Consider the following 19,299-nt stretch of genomic DNA (forward strand, 5'->3'; position numbering starts at 1 on the left):
GTCAAATATCAAAAAATGTCGTAATTTATCAAAATATGATTCTAATTACATTGTAGGAGGGAAGTACAAATGGCGGATGTCTCATACCGGCTCGGAATAGACATAGGCGGAACATTTACTGATTTATCGCTGATAAATGAAGCAACAGGGGAGCTGACTGAACTCAAAACGCCTACAGTGACTGATGACCCAGCCCAAGGAATTATCAATGGGTTAAATCTTCTAAAAAAAAGAGGTGTTGATTTATCCAACATCCAATACCTCGTTCACGGAATGACAATCGGTCTGAATACATTATTACAGCGAAAAGGAGCAGATTTAGCCCTTTTTGTGACAGAAGGATTTCAAGATATATTGTCACTTCAACGTTTACGACTACCCGTTCCTTATGACTTCAATTCTCGTTTGCCAGAACCATTGATACCACGGAAGCATGTATATCCAATCTCTGAAAGGTTGATACACGATGGTACGATCAAAAAACCTCTCCATCTGCAGCAATTAGATGATGCGGTCCAGCATGTTATATCTAAAAAGCTAGCAGGTATCGTCATTTCATTTTTACATAGTTATCAAAACCCAGTTCATGAATTACAGGCAAAAGCCTATATCAATCATCATTATCCACAGTTAGAAGTCCTCACCTCATCTGAATTATGGCCTCAAATGAGGGAATACGAGCGTACAGTGATGTCTGTTGTTAATTTGTACATTCAGCCAAAGGTGAAACAGTATTTGCAAACATTGAAAAGCCGTTTGAAGGAAGAAGGTGTACCAATTTCTCCATACATTACACAATCAAATGGTGGTTTAATGGATGCAGAAAGTGCGGCAACCTCGCCTGTTAAGACTCTCTTTTCTGGTCCGGCAGCTGGTGTCATCGGTGCGGCGAGAATTGCAGCATCAGCGAGTGAACCCAATCTGATCACTTTTGATGTTGGGGGGACGAGTGCAGATATCTCAATCATTCAAAATGGACAGCCTACAATGGCTCAATCCAATCAGCTTTCAGGCTTCCCAATCATTCTTCCATCTGTTGCGATGTATTCAATAGGAGCAGGAGGAGGTTCGGTAGCATGGATTGATCAGGGCGGACTTCTCAAAGCGGGGCCGGAATCAGTTGGCTCAAACCCGGGACCAGCTTCGTATGGAAAGGGAGAAAAAGCAGCTTTAACTGATGCGTTTCTCATATGCGGTTATCTCAATCAAGAACGTTTTGCCGGAGGACATTTACATTTACAACTGTCTGCGGCGAAAAAGGCCTTTCAGCCAATTGCTGATCAGCTCAACAAAACGCTTGAAGAGGCGGCTGACCAGCTCATTCAAGTAGCCGTAGCCAATATGTACACAGAATTAAGCAATGTGATGGAGCAGCAAGGATTTGACCCTAGAGATTTTAGTTTGCTGGCGTTTGGCGGAGCAGGACCGGTTGTGGCGAATTTCCTTGCAAGAGAAATTCATGCGAAAAATGTAGTTGTTCCTCCAAGTCCTGGTACATTATGTGCGTTAGGTGCTTTAACAGCTGATTTTATCCATGATGCGGTGCTGTCGAAGAAAATATGTTTACAAGACTATTCGATCAACCAACTAAAACAAGATTATGAGAAGCTGTCACGAAAAGCGACTGATTGGGTCAGCCAGCAGAACATTCAGCATATCAATCAGACATCCATTCTCTTATTAGCAGACGCACGATATCAAGGGCAGGCATTTGAGATTGAATTGCCATTATCGATTGATTGGTTAAAGCAAGAACAAGACATCCACCAACTTATTGAAGCCTTTCACAAATTGCATCAGCGTCAATATGGTCATAGGGATGATCAGGCAAAAATCGAGTTTACTCATTTACGCGTTCGAGTCATAGGTGAGACGCCTCCGCTGCCTTTTTCACCTGTTCAAGAAAGCATGGGACAGTCTTTGAAACCAAATGAATATAGACGAATTTTTATAGAAGAAAAAGAATACGAAGCATCGGTTTATAATCGGGATACGCTGTCAGTAGGTTCTATTGTAAATGGGCCTGCCGTGATTGAGCAGGATGATACGACAACATTAATTTTGCCAAACTGGACAGGCAGTATTGATCCATCAGGTAACTTAGTGATTTCAAAGGAGGCGGCTTTACATGAGAACTGACCCAGCAAAGCTTGAGATGATGCGCAGTTATTTTAATGCGATTGCATCAGGTATGGGGCATGTCATTGAACGGACGTCGTTTACGACCTTCGTCAAAGAATCTGCTGACTTTGCGACAGCACTAGCCACACCTTCTGGAGATTTCTTTGTTTATCCGAAGACAGTGGGTGTGACGATCTTTTTAGGGCTGAGTCTAAAAAAAGCAATTGAAGAAAGCGGACAGATGCAGCCAGGAGACATTATCATCACTAATGATCCTTATACGACAGATGGTTTGGCGACTCACCTGCCAGATGTCCATATCATTAAGCCGATTTTTGTAGATGGTGAAATCGTAAGCTATGCTTGGTCTTTTGTTCATGTCAGTGATGTGGGTGGCCTTGTGCCTTCGAGTATTTCACCGACAGCAACGGATGTTCATCAAGAAGGATTAAGAATTCCGCCAGTAAAAATTTATGAAGGTGGGAAAGAGAATCAGGTCGTACGTACTTTTTTGAGAGCTAACAGCCGCGCTAGTCATCTAAACGATGGTGATATCAATGCGATGATTGCTGCAGTGAATACAGCAGATATTCGGTTAAAAGAAATGATTGAGAAATTTGGAAAAAACGAAGTGAAACAAGGAATGATAGACTTGCTGAAGCAAGCCGAGGATCGTGCTGGAAAGGTCATTGAAGCTATACCGGATGGAACGAGTGAATTTGCTGATTATTTAGATGATGATATGATTTCAGACGTCCCTATTCGGTTGAAAATCAAGCTAACGATCAAAGGCAAACGGCTGACGCTCGATTTTTCTGAGTGTGACCCGCAAGTAAAAACAGCCTTTAACCTTGTTACCAATGGTCAGAAGCATTCCTTTCTTTATCAAGGGTTGATTAATTACATCATTAGTAAGGATCCTTTTATACCGATTAATGGTGGAATAACGTATCCAATCGATGTGATCTCTCCTAAAGGAACGCTGGTGCATCCAGAATATCCAGCCTCTGTCGGGATTCGTCATTCGATTACGATGAGGCTGTACAATGTCGTGCTAGGTGCGATTGGTAAGCTGCTGCCTGAAGCAGTACCGGCAGCAGGTGCAGGTCAATCTGCCATTGTGGTTCTCTCTGTACCTTATGATCAAACGGGTGGCAGGAAAATGTCCGTTGTCGAACCATTAGGCGGAGGCGGCGGTGCTCAAAATGGTACTGATGGAGTTGACGGTATTGATCATTCGTCAGGCTTTTTGAAGAATACCCCAATTGAGAGTTTGGAACAGCATATTGATATTCATGTTCACCGATATGAGCTTCTGCCGAATACAGGTGGAGCTGGTGAAAATCGAGGCGGACATGCGATTGGTTTGGAATTTGAAATGATGAAGCCTGAATCGATGGTGACAGCACGAGGAATGGAACGGATGAAGTTTCAGCCTTGGGGTTTAATGGGCGGCCGAGCAGGAGCGGTTGGTGAGGTCAAGCTGATCACAGCTAACGGTGAGAAACAAGACCAGCCCAAAATAGATGTTCTGCGACTTGAAAAAGGCGATATCGTTCAATTGATTTCACCAAGTGGAGGCGGCTGGGGGAATCCATTTGCCAGAAAGAAAGAAAAAGTCCTTCAGGAAGTGGAAGCTGGTCTATTAAGTGAAGAAAGAGCGCTGCAGCAATATGGTGTTCAAGTGTATTTAGAGCAAAATGAATGGAAGATTGATGAGGAGCAGACGAGCAAGGTGCGTGAAAAGGCTGGTGATCCTGCAGCTACTGATGTGTGGGATTTCGGAGAACAAAGAGCAGCTTATGAGAAAGTATGGACGGACGAAGCCAGCAGTGAGCTAGCCGTTCAGCTGCGTTCCTATCCGGCTAATGAACGTACGCACTATAAACATGCAGTTCATCAATATTTCAGTCATAGAAATGAGCCGTTAACAAAGGAAGACATTACTCAAGCACTTCGTCAAATGAATGGACAAAAAGGGGGAAATGAATCATGAAAAGAAGATTAATCGCTATTGTTGCAGGTATCCTATCCATCGTTGTACTGCTGACCGCTTGTGGTGGAAATGGAAAGGATCAAGGCAAACAGCAGCAGACTGTGATTGTTGGCGTATATGGAGGCGATTGGGAAAAGAATATCAAACCAATCCTTGAAAAGTTTGAAAAAGATACGGGAATTAAAGTGCAGACCGTCTCTGGAGCGGATTCTGAATGGTTTACAAAATTAAAAGCGTCAAATGGGAAAAATCCACCATATGACTTACTAATCTTACAGCCTGACACGATTCAAAGAGGTATTGCAGCAAACGTTCTTGCGCCTATCGATGAAGATCAAGCGCCGAATGTCAAAAAGCTTTACCGTTCTGTCCAAAAGAAGCTGACTGTGAATGGAAAACAATATGCAGCAGGCTTTAGTATGGGGCAGCTTGGAATTGCTTATAGAAAAGACCTCGTCAAGCAGGAACCAAACAGCTGGACTGATCTATGGAGCAGTCAGCTGAAAGGGAAGGTAGCCATTTCATCTCCGACTTATTCAGCTGGTTTGCAATTTTTCTCTGCACTTGTTCATGCACAAGGGGGAACAGAATCAAATCCTAAGGATATTGATAAAGCATTTAAAAGTCTCGCGCAACTAAAAGGTCATGTCGCTGCTTTTCCGGATAACCCAGGATCGATTCAAACCTTGTTAGAACGTGGGGATGTCGCAGCTGTTCCGTATTGGGACGGGCGAGTATTTGCACTTGAAGAAGAAGGAATGGATATTGGTTTCTCATATCCGAAAGAAGGCGCTGTTGCAGCTGTAGCGAGCTGGGCTTTAACGAAGGGAAATCAGCACGAAGAAGCGGCATACAAACTATTAAACTACTTGAGTGGAAAAGAAGCTCAGGAGGCTTTCTCTGAAAAATCTTATTATGGCATGTCGAATTCTGATGTGAAATACAATGACAAGATTAAGGGGAAAGTGAAAGTTGGAGAAAATTATTACAGCAAGCTGACTTGGGTAGATTATGAAACAGCAACCTCTGAGCTTGGCAATTGGACAAATCGATGGAACGAAGTATTAGGCGGAGGAAAATAGGTGATCGCATGAGTGGAATTCATTTAGAACACATCAGTCAGCACTTCGGTGAGCAGATTGCTCTCAACGATGTCAGTCTTACTGTGAATGAGGGAGAGTTTTTCTCCCTTCTCGGTCCTAGCGGCTGCGGGAAATCAACGTTATTAAACATCATTGGCGGTTTTTTAGAACCAACAAAAGGCGTCGTCTATATTGGTGATCAGGATGTGACAGCTTTGCCGCCTTACCAAAGAAAAACAGGTATGGTCTTTCAAAGCTATGCACTCTTTCCGCATCTGACTGTATTTGATAATGTGGCGTACGGGCTTAAGGTTCAAAAGAAAAAGAAGGCGGAAATCAAAGAGAAGGTGATGGAAAGCTTGTCTCTTGTTCAATTAGAAGCATTTGCGAAACGGATGCCCCACCAATTAAGCGGTGGTCAGCAGCAGCGGGTAGCGATAGCAAGAGCACTGGCGATTCAGCCGTCTGTTCTCCTTCTTGATGAACCGCTCAGCAACCTAGATGCCAAACTAAGAAAAAACATGCAGACAGAGCTGCGAAATATTCAAAGAAATGTTGGGATTACAACCATTCTTGTGACACATGATCAAGAGGAGGCCTTAAGCCTTTCTGATCGAGTTGGAATTTTAGGAGAGGGTAGAATTCAGCAGATTGGGACGCCTTTAGAGGTGTACCGCCAGCCAAACAATCGATTTGTAGCTGAATTCATCGGACAGGTGAATATCTTTGAGGCTGTGTACAATGAAGCTGATGCTGCATTTACGGTTCCGCATGTAACCCATTCAAACGGTCAGCATCTTCAGTTGCAGGCTGCGGCACATCAAGAGAAAAGGGAAAAGCAACTGCTTATGCTGCGTCCTGAAAGAATCAGCATCTCTTCTGAGCAGAAGGAAGTTCAGCCAAACCATGTATCTGGCGTGCTGTCAGATGTGAGTTATATTGGGCATTCATTACGTTTGGTTGTGGGGCTTGATAATGGTGAAATCATTGTCCATGCTTCTGATGCTGCATTTCCCGAGCTGCCTGGAGTTGGAGAAACCGTCCATATCCATTGGCAGCCTGAAGATATCGTTTTCTTAGATTCGAAGGTGCATACGTGATGCGAATCAAGAAAAAGAATCAACGATTTCATTGGTTTATGCTGCTGCCAGCCTGTTTGTTTCTTGTTGTATTTTTACTAGCTCCGCTTGTGATGATGCTCGTTCTCAGTTTTCGCGATGTCGATTCGATGATGAATACATTACAAACGTATAGCTTTTCTCAATATATTCATGTGTTCACGACAGATGCATATGTAAAGGCGATTGGAAGTACTGTGTGGGTGGCTTTACAGACAACGGTGATTTGTTTATTGATGGCATACCCAGCAGCATACGTGCTTGTCAAGGCACCTAATCCGCGTCTGCGCGCATTTTTCTATATCTTACTTGTGTCGCCGCTTTTGACAAGTGTTGTGATTCGGACGTTTGCATGGATTGTTCTTCTTTCGCAAAATGGTCTGATCAATGGCATGTTACTAGATTTACATGTGATTGAGAAGCCGCTCTCGATGCTGTGGAATATGAATGCGGTCATTATTGCATATGTCCAGGTCATGCTGCCATTTGCAGTACTGCCGATCGCAACAAGTTTAACCGATATGGATCGTCATTTAAAACCGGCTTCTATGAGTCTTGGGGCTGGCCGGATTCGAACCTTTTTTCATGTCACCTTACCACTGACCATTCCAGGCATGGTGACAGGCGCGATCATCGTCTTCTCACTGGCAGCAGGAAGCTATATCACCCCGCTGTTAGTCGGCGGACGGATGCAGCCGCTGCTGCCGCTGTCAATTTATCAGCAGGTGATGCAGGTGTATAACCTGCCTCTTGCTGCAGCTATGTCCTTTACATTATTGGTTTGTGTGCTTGTGGTGGTCAGTCTACTAAGCTATTTATTGAAGCGTTGGGAGGCGAGGATGCATGCGTAAAAAGTCAATAGGTGACCGCTTGCTTTCTATCCTGATTTGGACTGCTGGGTCATTGGTTTATCTTTTTTTAACCATTCCTGTTCTTGTGATCGTCCTATCTGCTTTTAGTCCAAATGCCTTTCCTGAATTTCCACCGACTTCGTTCTCTGTTCGCTGGTTTCATGAGGTCGTGTCAAATCCAGAATGGATGGAATCGCTTCGGATCAGTGTGATTCTGCTTTTCATTGTGACGCCTCTCACGGTTCTTTTAGGGACAATGGCTTCGTATGCTTTAGCAAGGCTTTCCTTTAAGGGAAAGGAGGCTGTCCAAGCTTTCATTCTGTCACCTCTCATGATTCCTCAAGTGGTGTTAGGGATTGCTATGCTTTACTTGTTTACGGCTATGGGCTTTACAGGGTCTTTGTGGGCGCTCGTCATTGGTCACGTCATCATTGGTTTTCCCTATGTGGTTCGAACGGTAGGTGTGAGTGTTTCGAATTTAGATCCGCGTCTTGAGCTGGCTTCAATGAATCTAGGCGCAGGACCCATTCGCACGTTTTTTCGAGTCACATTGCCTTTGATTAAGCCGGGAATCATTGCAGGCGGGGTGTTTTCAGCTGTGACGTCATTTGGAGAAATATCGATCAGTTTGTTCGTTTCCTCACCTCAAACCATCACAATTCCGGTCAGGACCTTTAATTACATTGAGCAGACCTTTGATCCAAGTGTCAATGCGATATCTGTCATATTTATTATCATTTCTATCATTGCGCTGCTCATTATTGAGAAAACGATTGGTCTGTCTAAGGTGATGTAAATATAATGAAGAAACAAGGAGTTGTCATTTGAAATGGCAGCTCTTTTTTTTGTTGTTTTTACAGTAAAAAAATTCATTTTTTTAGGGAATGTAGTTCTTAAGATTTAAGAATTTGCGGGAAACGAAAGGAGACCTCTATCCTAGATTTTCGGCCATATTTTCAATATTTAAGGGAAAATATGAAATTTTTGCGGTATTTAGTCGATTATTTTCGGTTGAACGCAACTATTATTAGTTATTTTCGGTAAATATCGTCAATTATCATGTAAACCCTTCGGTATAACGCATGAATCTTTACACCCATTTTTCGGTGAAAAAAACAATATTTTCATATAAAGTGGACGTAAATAGAAAATATCTAAAAGAAGAAAAAGGCAAATCTATGGAAACATAGAGACGCAAAGCCATGTCCTAAGGTAAATGATTCTTTTTTTGCTAAGGTCGGCAGGCTACCGAATCAAAATGGGAGTCCCTCCGTTTTATTCGGGGTGGGCTCCTTTTCTGTTAAAGCGTCTATTTTAATGAAATAGACTTGGTTCTTTTGATATAGAGGGTGCAGGGTGAAATTGGTGGAGAAAACATAGAAGAGGCGGAGGATGAAAATGAATACAGTTTATTACCCCTTAACACATGCGCAAAAGCGAGTATTCTACACGGAAAGATTTTATCCAGGTACAAGTATTTCTAATTTGGGTGGATTCGCCAGGTTGAGATCAGCATCTGGTCTCAATCCTTCTTTGGTCGTCGATGTGCTTCAAGCGTACATTCGACAAACTGACTCTCTTCGGCTGAGACTCGTGTATCGAGATGAAGAGGAGGAGCCTGTTCAATATATCAAACCTTATGAAAAACAGCCGATTCGAATGGAAAAGGGCTGGAGTGAAGAGGAAGTAAGGGCTTGGGCGAACGAGCAAATTCGTGAGCCGATGCCATTGATTGACAGCCCCTTGATTGAATTTACGGTATTTCAAATCAGTGATCAAGAGTGCTGGCTGTTCTGTAAAGCACATCATATTGTCGCGGATGGGATTTCTATCATTTTAATGGGAAATCGCATTATTGATTTATATCATGACATGCTGCAAGGAGTAGACATCTCGCCAGTTGAGGAGATTTCCTTCGTTGATCACATTATGAGTGAGCAGACCTATGAATCTTCTAAACGTTTTCAAAAAGATCAAGCTTTTTGGAATGAGCAATTTGCTCATATTCCAGACTTCGCATCTTTAAAACCGCATAAGGGATATGAGATGAGTTTACATGCGGAGCGATTTTCAGGGGATGTTCCAGATTCTTTAAAGGAGAAGCTTCGTGTCTTTTGTGAAGAACAGAAAGTCAGTATGCTTTCGATGTTTATGTCCACTGTCTATATTTACTTACATCGTTTTAGCGGTATGGAGGATGTCGTTCTTGGAACCTTTATGGGTAACCGGACGAATGCCAAAGAGAAAAAGATGATTGGGATGTTTGTATCGACGATTCCAATGCGTGCATCTGTTCAAGGGTCGCAATCGTTTGTTGATTTCGTAAAGCAGGTCATGGCGGATCAAATGAAGATCTTGCGACACCAAAAATACCCTTACAATCTGCTCATGAATGATTTGCGGGAAAGAGAAGGGTTTACAGGACGCCTTTTTGATATTTCTTTAGAATATCAGGTCATGCAGTGGCAGAAAAAAGAGAACCTGTCGTTCATTACTGAACCGATTTTTAGCGGGAGCGGAATGAATGATATTTCAATACATGTGAAAGACCGCTGGGATACTGATACATTGACCATTGATTTGGATTACCGTACAGATGTATTCACAGAAGAAGAAATGAGTAAGATGTTTGATCGATTCTTGATTTTACTAGAAGCGGCGGTCACTCAGCCTGATCAGCTGATCGGGACACTGCCTTTACTTTCAGCAGGTGAACAAGAGGAACTGCTGCAATTATCTGAGGGAGAACCGTTTGAAAGACCAGCAGCAAAACCGGTTCATCACATGTTTGATGAGACAGCCAACAAATATGCAGATCGAACAGCCGTTGTAGCAGAAAATGGAACAATTACTTATGGAGAGCTGCAACAACAGGCAGAAAAGCTTGCACGTTTTCTACAAATGAAAGGTATCTCACGTGATGTGCCTGTTGCTGTTTTGATGGAGCGGAAGGTAGATGCCATGGTAGCAGTCTTCGGCATACTAAAGGCTGGCGGGGCATATGTACCAATAGATCCAGCATTACCTGAGGAGCGCATTCAATTTATTGTGGAGGATTCAGGTGCTTCTATCGTGTTAACAGAGGAATCGTTCATTCAAGAGTACCCAGCCCTCTCGGAAAAATTGATCGTGCAGCAGCAACTATTATTAGATGATGGACGGCTGCCTGAGCTTCTCGATCAGACGGCGCCCGAAGATTTAGCCTACATGATTTATACATCGGGTACGACTGGAAAGCCGAAGGGCGTCATGATTGAGCATCTTCAGCTTCATCATTTGGTCCATGCTTTGCATCATGAGATGTATCAAGGGGCGAATGAGCTTCAAATGGCGCTTCTAGCCCCATTCCATTTCGATGCATCGGTGAAACAAATATTTGCTGCCCTTTTATTTGGACATACGCTTCATATCATCCCACGAGAAACGACGAGAAATGGCATGCAGCTAGCGGCTTATTACAGAAAACATCAAATTGAAGCGGCAGATGGAACTCCGGCGCATGTGCAGCTTTTACTTGCAGCGGATTTGGACGGTCTGTCATTGACGCACATGTTGATTGGGGGAGAAGCGCTGCCTGCGAAAGCAGCACGTTCACTTATCGAAGCGGTTCGTATGAGTCAGCCTGATTTTACTCTATGGAATGTGTATGGTCCAACTGAGACGTGTGTGGATGCGGCAGTTCATCGCCTGAATCTCAGTGAGCTGAGCGAATCAACTGAACAGCGCTATGTGTCGATTGGAAAACCGCTTGGTCATCATCGTATTTATATTTTAAATGAACATGATCAATTACAGGTGCCAGGGGCTGCAGGAGAACTTTGCATTGCCGGTATAGGTGTTGGGCGAGGCTATGTGAATCAGCCTGAATTGACGAAGAAGGTATTCACGGCAGATCCGTTTTCTCCGAATGAGCGGATGTATCGAACAGGGGATCTAGTCAGATGGCTTCCAGATGGCACGATTGATTATCTTGGCAGAATGGACGATCAAGTGAAAATAAGGGGTTACCGCATAGAAACAGGTGAGATTGAAGCGGTGATGGAGCAGGTAGATGGAATTGATAAGGCTGTCGTGCTAGTAGTTGATGAAGCGGATGGGGAAAAGGCGTTAAGTGCTTACTATCAAGCTCGTCATGATGGTGTGTCTGTTGATATGCTGCAAGCGGCTATCAAACATCAGCTCCCAGCTTACATGATGCCGCTTTATTTCAAAGAACTCGATGCTTTTCCACTCACAGTCAGCGGCAAAGTCGACCGTCGTGCACTTGCTGCCTTAAAAGGTGATAGAGCGGTTCATGCTGTTTATACGGCACCTAGAAACGATATAGAAACGAAGCTTGTTCATTTGTGGGAAGACATTCTTGATCAAGAGAAGATTGGTGTATATGATTCTTTCTTCGATCGAGGCGGGCATTCGCTCAAAGCGATGACTGTACTTACAAAGGTTCAGCGAGACTTTCAAGTGGAGGTGCCGCTCTCTGTTTTATTTGAACAGCAGACGATTGCTGCACTTGCTGCTTATATTGAGCAAGCAGAAAAGTCTACTGCAACGGAGATACCAAAAGCGCCGGCTGCAGATCATTATCCGTTATCGCCTCCACAGCAGCGCGTCTATATGGTGAGTCAATTGGAGCAAAGCACTGCCTATCATATGCCTGCTGTTGTGAGGTTAAAAGGAGCTCTGCAGCTTGAGAAGCTGACTGAAGCCTTTGACAGACTGATCTCACGTCATGATATGCTGCGTACTTCTTTTCATACGATAAAAGGTGTCCCTCGTCAGCGGATCGCTTCATCCGTTTTCTTTGAAATAGAACAGCTGACAGGTGGTACGATGGAAGAAAACATGCAGCACTTTGTCAGACCTTTTGATCTTGAGTGTGCGCCACTTCTTCGAATAGGATTGCAGTCATTGCATGATCAGGAGCATTTGCTCTTTTTCGATATGCATCATCTGATTTCAGATGGTCTTTCGATCGATTTAATGCTGCGCGAGCTGTCAGATGCTTACGAGGGATCGGTGAAAGCACCATTAAAGCTTCAATATCAAGATTATGCTGTTTGGCAAGAGCATCAAGGCTTTCAAAAAGAAGAGGCATTCTGGCTGCAAGAATTTTCGGGGGATATCCCTGCTTTACAGCTGCTGACCGATTATCAGCGTCCAGCTGTCCAGTCTTTCGCAGGTGATCGTGTCATCAAAGAAATCGATGAGGCGTTAAAGAATCAATTACAGGAGATTGCAGCAAACCATCACACGACACTGTATACGGTGCTGCTTTCGGCTTACTATACATTGCTTGCGAAATATACGGGTCAAAAGGAATTTGTGGTCGGAACACCGGCAGCAGGGCGTGTGCATACAGATTTGAATGACATGATCGGTATGTTTGTCCAGACACTTGCTTTGCGGTCAGAGGTAGATCCGAATGGAACCATGTCTCAGTTGATTGAGCAAGTAAAGGAAAAGACGATGCATGCATTTGAGCATCAGCAATATCCGTTTGAGCGGCTGCTTGAAAAACTGAATGTGCCAAGAGATTTTAGCCGTCATCCATTGTTTGATACCGTCTTTACACTTGCGCCGGGTCATTCAACAGCCCAGCGTATTGGGGATATGCAGGTCGAGGTTGAAGAAACCAATTTCCATATTGCGAAATTTGATTTAACACTGCAAGCGATGGAGTCAGATCAAGGTTTATCCTTTGTACTCGATTACAGTACGGCGCTATTTAAACGAAGTACAGCAGAGCAGATGCTCAAACATTATGTTTATCTGCTGGAGCAAATGGTTCAAACGCCGCAGGAAGCTATTCAATCCTATCGCTTACTGTCTGAACAAGAAGCAGAAGCTCAGCTAAATAGGTGGAATCCGTTACCTGCGCCTTATCCAGCAGAAGAAACCATTGTGACGCAGTTTGAAGAACAGGTGCAGCAGCATGGTCATCAGCCTGCATTGCAATGTGAAGATGTGGTCCTTTCTTATCAAGAGCTGAATGACCGAGTGAATCAGCTGGCTCATTATTTGCGTGAAAATGGTTTTGAAAAAGGAATGAAAGCAGCCTTATTCTTTGAACGATCCAATGAAATGGTGCTCTCTGTTCTGGCTGTGCTTAAGGCGGGCGGAGTCTATGTACCAATTGATCCCGATTTCCCTGATGAGCGCGTGAAGCACTTTTTAACAGACAGCGGTGCACAATTCTTACTGACACATCAAGTGCTGCGCCATCGCTCGGTGCTCACTGCATTTGAGGGAATCATCATAGAAACAGAAAATCAAGCGATTGCTCAGCAGTCAGACAGCCCAATAGATGCTCATATTTTACCTGAGGACTTGGCGAATTTGACCTATACATCTGGTACAACCGGTAAACCTAAAGGAAATATGGTGACACACCGGAACATTTTGAGAACGGTGAAGCAATCGAATTATCTCACCATTCACCATGAAGATACGGTGATGAGCATCTCAAACTATGTATTTGATGCTTTTATGTTTGATGTGTTTGGTGCTTTATTGAACGGAGCAAAACTCATTGTTCTGCCAAAGGACCATATTTTAAACATGAATGAGCTTTCTGGAGCGATTGAGAAGGAAAAAGTCAGTATTTTAATGATCACGACAGCTCTTTTTCACTTACTCATCGATATGAAAAAAGACAGCCTGAAGAACGTAAGAAAAGTGCTGTTTGGCGGGGAACGTGCTTCCGTGCCTCATGTGGTGACTGCACTTGAGACAGTGGGGAAAGACAAGCTTGTTCATATGTACGGCCCTTCTGAGAGCACAATTTTCACCACATATTATCCTGTGAACCACATTGAGAAGAAGGCGTTATCCATCCCAATCGGAAAGCCAGTGAGTCAAACGGCTGTTTATATTGTAGATGAATTTGGACATGTACAGCCGCCGGGCGTGGCAGGAGAGCTATGTGTCGCTGGTGATGGACTTGTGAAAGGATATTATAAGCAGCCAGAACTAACGAGCGAAAAGTTTGTCAAAAATCCTTTCCGCCCTGGAGAGATCATGTATAAAACGGGCGATCTTGCACGCTGGCTGTCAAATGGAGATATTGAATTCATTGGACGGATCGATCATCAAGTGAAGATTCGCGGACAGCGTATCGAGCTTGGGGAAATTGAACATCAACTGCTGCAGCATCCTCAGGTGAAGGAAGCTATCGTGATTGCTGCTCCGAATGACACGTTATGTGCGTATTTCACAGCAGAAGGATCTGTCTCATTAACTGATTTGCGCGAGCAAGCAGGACGTGAACTGCCCGTGTATATGCTGCCGGCATTTTTCATGCAATTAGAGGAGCTTCCTTTAACGAATAACGGCAAGGTCGATAGGCGGGCGCTGCCGGCACCTGATCTTAGTGAGCAAGGGGCAAATGAATACACCTCTCCTCAATCAGAAACAGAGCGTCTGCTGGCGAACATTTGGGAGGAAGTTCTTGAAGTACCGCGAATCGGCAAACACGATCATTTCTTTGAATGCGGGGGCCATTCGCTGCGCGGCATGAAAATGCTGAACAGGTTGTATGAAGAGATGCAGGTGGAGCTCACTTTGAAATCTTTATTTGAATCCCCAACATTAGAAGCGTTCGCGCTTGCGGTAGATCAAGCGGATCAAACGGAGATCAAGCGAGTGGAAGTTGCCAAAGAGGCGGCCTATTATCCAGTGACATCTGCTCAAAAAAGACTGTTTGTTTTGGAGAAAATGACTGATGCGGAGCAAAGCTACCATATGCCGGCGGCCTTAAAGCTAGAAGGCGTCTTTGATGAAAAACGATTTGAAAAGGCAATTGATCAGCTAGTCCAACGTCATGAAGCGTTCCGAACGAGCTTTGATTTTGTTCAGAATGAACCTGTTCAACGTATTGAAACAAATGTCTCAATAAACATTGAAAAAATTGAACAGAACGGCCGAGACATACAGCAATTGATGAATGACTTTATCAGGCCATTTGATGTAGAAAAAGCGCCTTTACTCAGAATAGGTCTAGTTTCCGTCTCCGTAAATGTCCATTATTTACTGATTGATATGCATCATATCATTTCAGATGGGGCGTCTGTTGGCATTTTAATTGAGGAGCTTTCAGCCCTGTATCGAGGAGACAAACTAGAGGAATTGCCTGTTCAATATAAGGATTATGCAGTTTGGTCAAAAAGTGAGGCATCTGCTGCGCAAAAAGCAGATGAAGAGGCATTCTGGCTGGATCAATTACAAGGAGAGCTGCCTGTACTGGCACTGCCGGAAGACCTGCCAAGGCCAAAAGTGCAAACATTCGCTGGAGATCGTGTCTCATTTACAATTGAAGGTTCGCTTAAATCAAAATTGGACGAACTCGTTAGAACGCTCAACAGTACGACCTATACAGTCCTGCTTGCTGGCTACAGTATTCTTTTAAGCAAGCTTTCAAGACAAGAGGATATCATCATTGGTTCTCCGGTTGTGGGTAGAACCCATCCTGATATTCAATCTGTGATTGGCATGTTTGTGAACACGCTGGCACTTAGAACAAGACCAGCAGGACATCAGACTGCTGCTGAATTTGCGTCAAATGTCCATCAGCTTGTGTTAGAGGCAAACGAGCATCAGCTGTACCCATTTGAAGAATTGGTAGATCAGGTGCAAACGGTTCGAGACACAAGCCGTCATCCAATTTTTGATGTGGTCTTCTCAATGGAAAATGCGGATATTCGTGATTTATCGATGGATGGGCTTCACGTTGTTCCACAGCCATTCGAGGAGAATATCGCCAAATTTGATTTGACCTTAACTGGAAACGAATCCGCAGATCAAATTGAGCTCGTGTTTGATTTTAATTGTTCTATCTTTCAAAAGACGTCAATTGAAAAGTGGAAAGAATATTTCCTTCATTTGCTGGAACAAATGGTGTCAGCGCCAGATCAATCTTTAGATCAAATGAAATTATTGTCACCGCAGCAGCAGCAAAAACAGCTGAACGAATGGTCAGGACCTGTCCTAGACGTCCCGTCAGATCAAACCGTTCATGCCCTGATTGAGGCGAAGGCACAAGGAGCACCGCATCAAAAAGCGGCGACATTCTGTGGAAAGAGCTGGACGTATAAAGAGTTGAACAGCCGGGCGAATGTAGTCGCTTCAAGGCTCATCGCAAACGGCACAAAACCAGGAGACCGCGTCGGCATTCTCACCCGTCCATCTCTTGATATGACAGCTGCTGTCCTCGGCGTTCTCAAGGCTGGTGCGGCATTCGTTCCAATTGATGCGGATTATCCAGCGCAGCGTATTGCGTACATGCTGGAAGACTGCGGGGCAGAGGTACTTCTGATGCAGAAAGGACTCACTGCACCACCTTCATTCACAGGTCATGTCCTGTTCATAGAAGATGCGGTAGAGGGAGAAGCTCACGAGATTCAGATTCATGTGAAGCCAACAGACCTTGCCTACATGATTTACACATCTGGGACGACGGGACAGCCGAAGGGTGTCATGGTCGAACACCAGTCTCTTGTGAATCTTGCATTCTGGCACAATGATGCGTTCCAAGTGACGAACAAGGATCGAACTGCGAAATATGCCGGCTTTGGCTTTGACGCCTCCATTTGGGAGATGTTCCCGACGTGGATCGCCGGCGCAGAGCTGCACATTATCGACGAAGCAATTCGTCTCGATATGATCAAGCTTAATGCGTATTTCAATGAAGAAGGGATCACGATTGCCTTCCTGCCAACGCAGTTATGCGAGCAGTTTATGTCAATGGACAACCATTCTCTACGCTATTTACTAACAGGTGGAGACAAGCTGAAACAGGTGAAGCCAGTACCATATCAACTCGTCAATAACTACGGTCCAACTGAAAATACGGTTGTAGCGACAAGTGGAGTCATCGACCCAGAACAAAGCACGCTTCCGATTGGAACAGCGATTGCCAATACTCGTTTTTACATTATGGGTTCGTTATATGACCTATCGCCGGCAGGCGTACCGGGCGAGCTCGTAATTGCAGGAAAAGGACTGGCAAGAGGCTACTGGAATCTTCCAGAGGAAACAGATAAACGATTTGTCCCAGATCCATTTTATCCAGGCGAGCGCATGTACCGCACAGGCGATTTAGTGAAATGGACAGAGGATGGCGAGCTGATCTATCTCGGCAGAATAGACCATCAGGTCAACATCCGCGGCTTCCGTATTGAGCTGTCAGAAATTGAAGCCCAGCTTCTGACGCTGGATTCGGTGAAAGAAGCCGTCGTGACAACAGTCAAAGATGCGAGTGATCAGGACGCCCTTGCCGCTTACGTGATAACGGAGAACGATACTGATGCAGAAGACTTAAAAGAAAGCCTAAAACGAACGTTGCCTGAATACATGGTGCCATCATGGATCATCAAGCTAGACCAATTTCCAATGACGGCAAATGGAAAAGTTGATCTGAAAGCATTGCCAGCTCCTGATATCGAAGCGAACCAAACGGTATACGAAGCACCAAGAGATGAAGTTGAAACGCTGCTTTGCGGCATTTGGGAAGATGTCCTTGGCGTCAGCCAAGTCGGTATTCACGATCACTTCTTCTTCCTTGGAGGAGATTCGATTAAAGGCATCCAAATGGCAAGCAGACTCACGCAAGCAGGCTGGAAGCTCGATATGAAACTTCTATTCCAGTACCCAACGATTGCGGAGCTCCGCCCATATATCGAGGAAGCCGATCTTCTCACAGCCGACCAATCACCTGTCGAAGGAGAAGTCATTTTAACACCGATTCAACGCTGGTTCTTTGAACGGAACTTTACGAATCAGCATCATTGGAACCAATCGGTTATGCTCCAAGCACCAAATGGTTTGGATGAGGAAGTCGTTCAGCAAGTACTGGAACAGCTCATGATTCATCATGATGCCTTGCGACTGGTGTATCCGCTCGAAGAAGGGCGCGTCATCCAGCGTCATCGAGGAATCGAGGAAAACAATGTGGCAATTGACGTGGTGGAAGTAAAAGGAGAGCTGTCGCAGCAAATCAGGCAGGTAGAAAAGCTGGCAAATGAAGTGCAGGCGAGTATATCGCTAGCAGACGGGCCTTTAGTGAGATCTGCTATTTTCCGAACGGATCAAGGGGATCATTTATTGCTTGCTATACACCATCTTGTCATTGATGGGGTGTCATGGCGCATTTTCCTTGAAGATTTCATGGCTCTTTATGAACAGTCGAAGCGCGGGGAAACTCTTACCCTCCCTGAAAAAACACACTCCTTCCAAGAATATGCCCAGAAGCTGACTGAATATGCTGTGTCAGATGAGCTGCTATCGGAAAGAGAGTATTGGAAAAAGGTACTTGCGCATTCCGTTCCTCCGCTTCAAAAGGATCATGTCACGGAGGATCAACGAATGCTTCATACAGAAACCATTCGTTTTACATTGTCTGAAGAGGAAACGCACAGGCTGCTGACGGATGTACATGAAGCCTACCAAACAGAAATCAATGATATTTTGCTGACGGCATTAGGATTGTCCATGAAAGAGTGGACAGGTGAAGACAGGCACTTTATTCATCTTGAAGGGCACGGGAGAGAGGACATCCTCCCTGCGGTTAACGTGTCACGGACCATCGGCTGGTTTACTAGCATGTATCCTGTGTTACTGGATATGTCGCATGCAGACGATCTTTCTTATCAAATCAAGCATTTAAAAGAGGAACTCAGACACATTCCGAACAAGGGGATCGGCTATGGCGTTTTAAAATACTTAACGCCTGACAAGATGAAGGACGATATTGATTTTCAAGTCACACCAGATATCAGCTTTAACTATCTTGGCCAGTTTGATGAACAGATCGGTGGCGGTGAAATGAGACGCTCTGCATGGCATGCAGGACAATCGCTGAGCCCTGAATCCGAGAAACCTCATGCGCTAGATATTGTTGGTTTCGTAGAACAAGCAATGCTCCATGTGACGATTTCCTATCATCACCTTGAATTCGAAGAGCGGACGATGGAACAGTTCAAGGAACTCCTAGAAAAGAATGTGAAGACATTGATCTCACATTGTCTATCACAGGATGAGAGTCAGATCACACCTAGTGATGTGGGGGATGAGGATCTTACCATGGATGAACTTGAAAAGCTAATGGATCTATTTTAAGCAAAATGAAGAGGTGGACT

General features: G+C 44.4%; 7 protein-coding genes and 1 riboswitch. All 7 genes read left to right on the forward strand.

The window, feature by feature from the left end:
* Positions 1-69: 69 nt before the first annotated feature.
* The gene (locus MHI46_RS01950) at positions 70-2,139 is read left to right on the forward strand and encodes a hydantoinase/oxoprolinase family protein (RefSeq protein WP_058837300.1); all 2,070 of its coding nucleotides are present in this window, start codon (positions 70-72) and stop codon (positions 2,137-2,139) included.
* On the forward strand, positions 2,129-4,117 hold the full coding sequence (locus MHI46_RS01955) for a hydantoinase B/oxoprolinase family protein (RefSeq protein ID WP_064498648.1): 1,989 nt from the start codon (positions 2,129-2,131) through the stop codon (positions 4,115-4,117). Before MHI46_RS01950 ends, MHI46_RS01955 begins: the two co-directional genes overlap by 11 nt.
* Positions 4,114-5,199: an ABC transporter substrate-binding protein gene (locus tag MHI46_RS01960; protein ID WP_064498649.1), complete on the forward strand. Its 1,086-nt coding sequence runs from the start codon at positions 4,114-4,116 to the stop codon at positions 5,197-5,199. Before MHI46_RS01955 ends, MHI46_RS01960 begins: the two co-directional genes overlap by 4 nt.
* Positions 5,200-5,207: 8 nt before the next feature.
* On the forward strand, positions 5,208-6,299 hold the full coding sequence (locus tag MHI46_RS01965) for an ABC transporter ATP-binding protein (RefSeq protein ID WP_059374410.1): 1,092 nt from the start codon (positions 5,208-5,210) through the stop codon (positions 6,297-6,299).
* Entirely contained in the window at positions 6,299-7,168 is an 870-nt protein-coding gene (locus tag MHI46_RS01970) for an ABC transporter permease (protein ID WP_039176427.1), read from the forward strand. Before MHI46_RS01965 ends, MHI46_RS01970 begins: the two co-directional genes overlap by 1 nt.
* Positions 7,161-7,964: an ABC transporter permease gene (locus MHI46_RS01975; protein ID WP_024424298.1), complete on the forward strand. Its 804-nt coding sequence runs from the start codon at positions 7,161-7,163 to the stop codon at positions 7,962-7,964. Before MHI46_RS01970 ends, MHI46_RS01975 begins: the two co-directional genes overlap by 8 nt.
* A gap of 363 nt (positions 7,965-8,327) precedes the next feature.
* Positions 8,328-8,421, forward strand: a riboswitch (cyclic di-GMP riboswitch).
* Between the two features lie 145 nt (positions 8,422-8,566).
* Positions 8,567-19,279 carry an amino acid adenylation domain-containing protein gene (locus MHI46_RS01980; protein ID WP_342503241.1) on the forward strand — a complete coding sequence of 3,571 codons (10,713 nt, stop codon included), beginning with the start codon at positions 8,567-8,569 and terminating at the stop codon, positions 19,277-19,279.
* The last annotated feature ends 20 nt before the right edge of the window (positions 19,280-19,299 follow it).

This window comes from Bacillus sp. FSL K6-1000, from assembly GCF_038630785.1.
Taxonomy (GTDB): Bacteria; Bacillota; Bacilli; order Bacillales; family Bacillaceae; genus Bacillus; species Bacillus safensis.

Bases quoted from the DNA above. Each gene is read 5' to 3' on its own strand.
- MHI46_RS01960 (WP_064498649.1), top strand. From the start codon at position 4,114: ATGAAAAGAAGATTAATCGCTATTGTTGCAGGTATCCTATCCATCGTT.
- MHI46_RS01980 (WP_342503241.1), top strand. From the start codon at position 8,567: ATGAATACAGTTTATTACCCCTTAACACATGCGCAAAAGCGAGTATTC.
- MHI46_RS01955 (WP_064498648.1), top strand. From the start codon at position 2,129: ATGAGAACTGACCCAGCAAAGCTTGAGATGATGCGCAGTTATTTTAAT.
- MHI46_RS01950 (WP_058837300.1), top strand. From the start codon at position 70: ATGGCGGATGTCTCATACCGGCTCGGAATAGACATAGGCGGAACATTT.
- MHI46_RS01975 (WP_024424298.1), top strand. From the start codon at position 7,161: ATGCGTAAAAAGTCAATAGGTGACCGCTTGCTTTCTATCCTGATTTGG.
- MHI46_RS01970 (WP_039176427.1), top strand. From the start codon at position 6,299: ATGCGAATCAAGAAAAAGAATCAACGATTTCATTGGTTTATGCTGCTG.
- MHI46_RS01965 (WP_059374410.1), top strand. From the start codon at position 5,208: ATGAGTGGAATTCATTTAGAACACATCAGTCAGCACTTCGGTGAGCAG.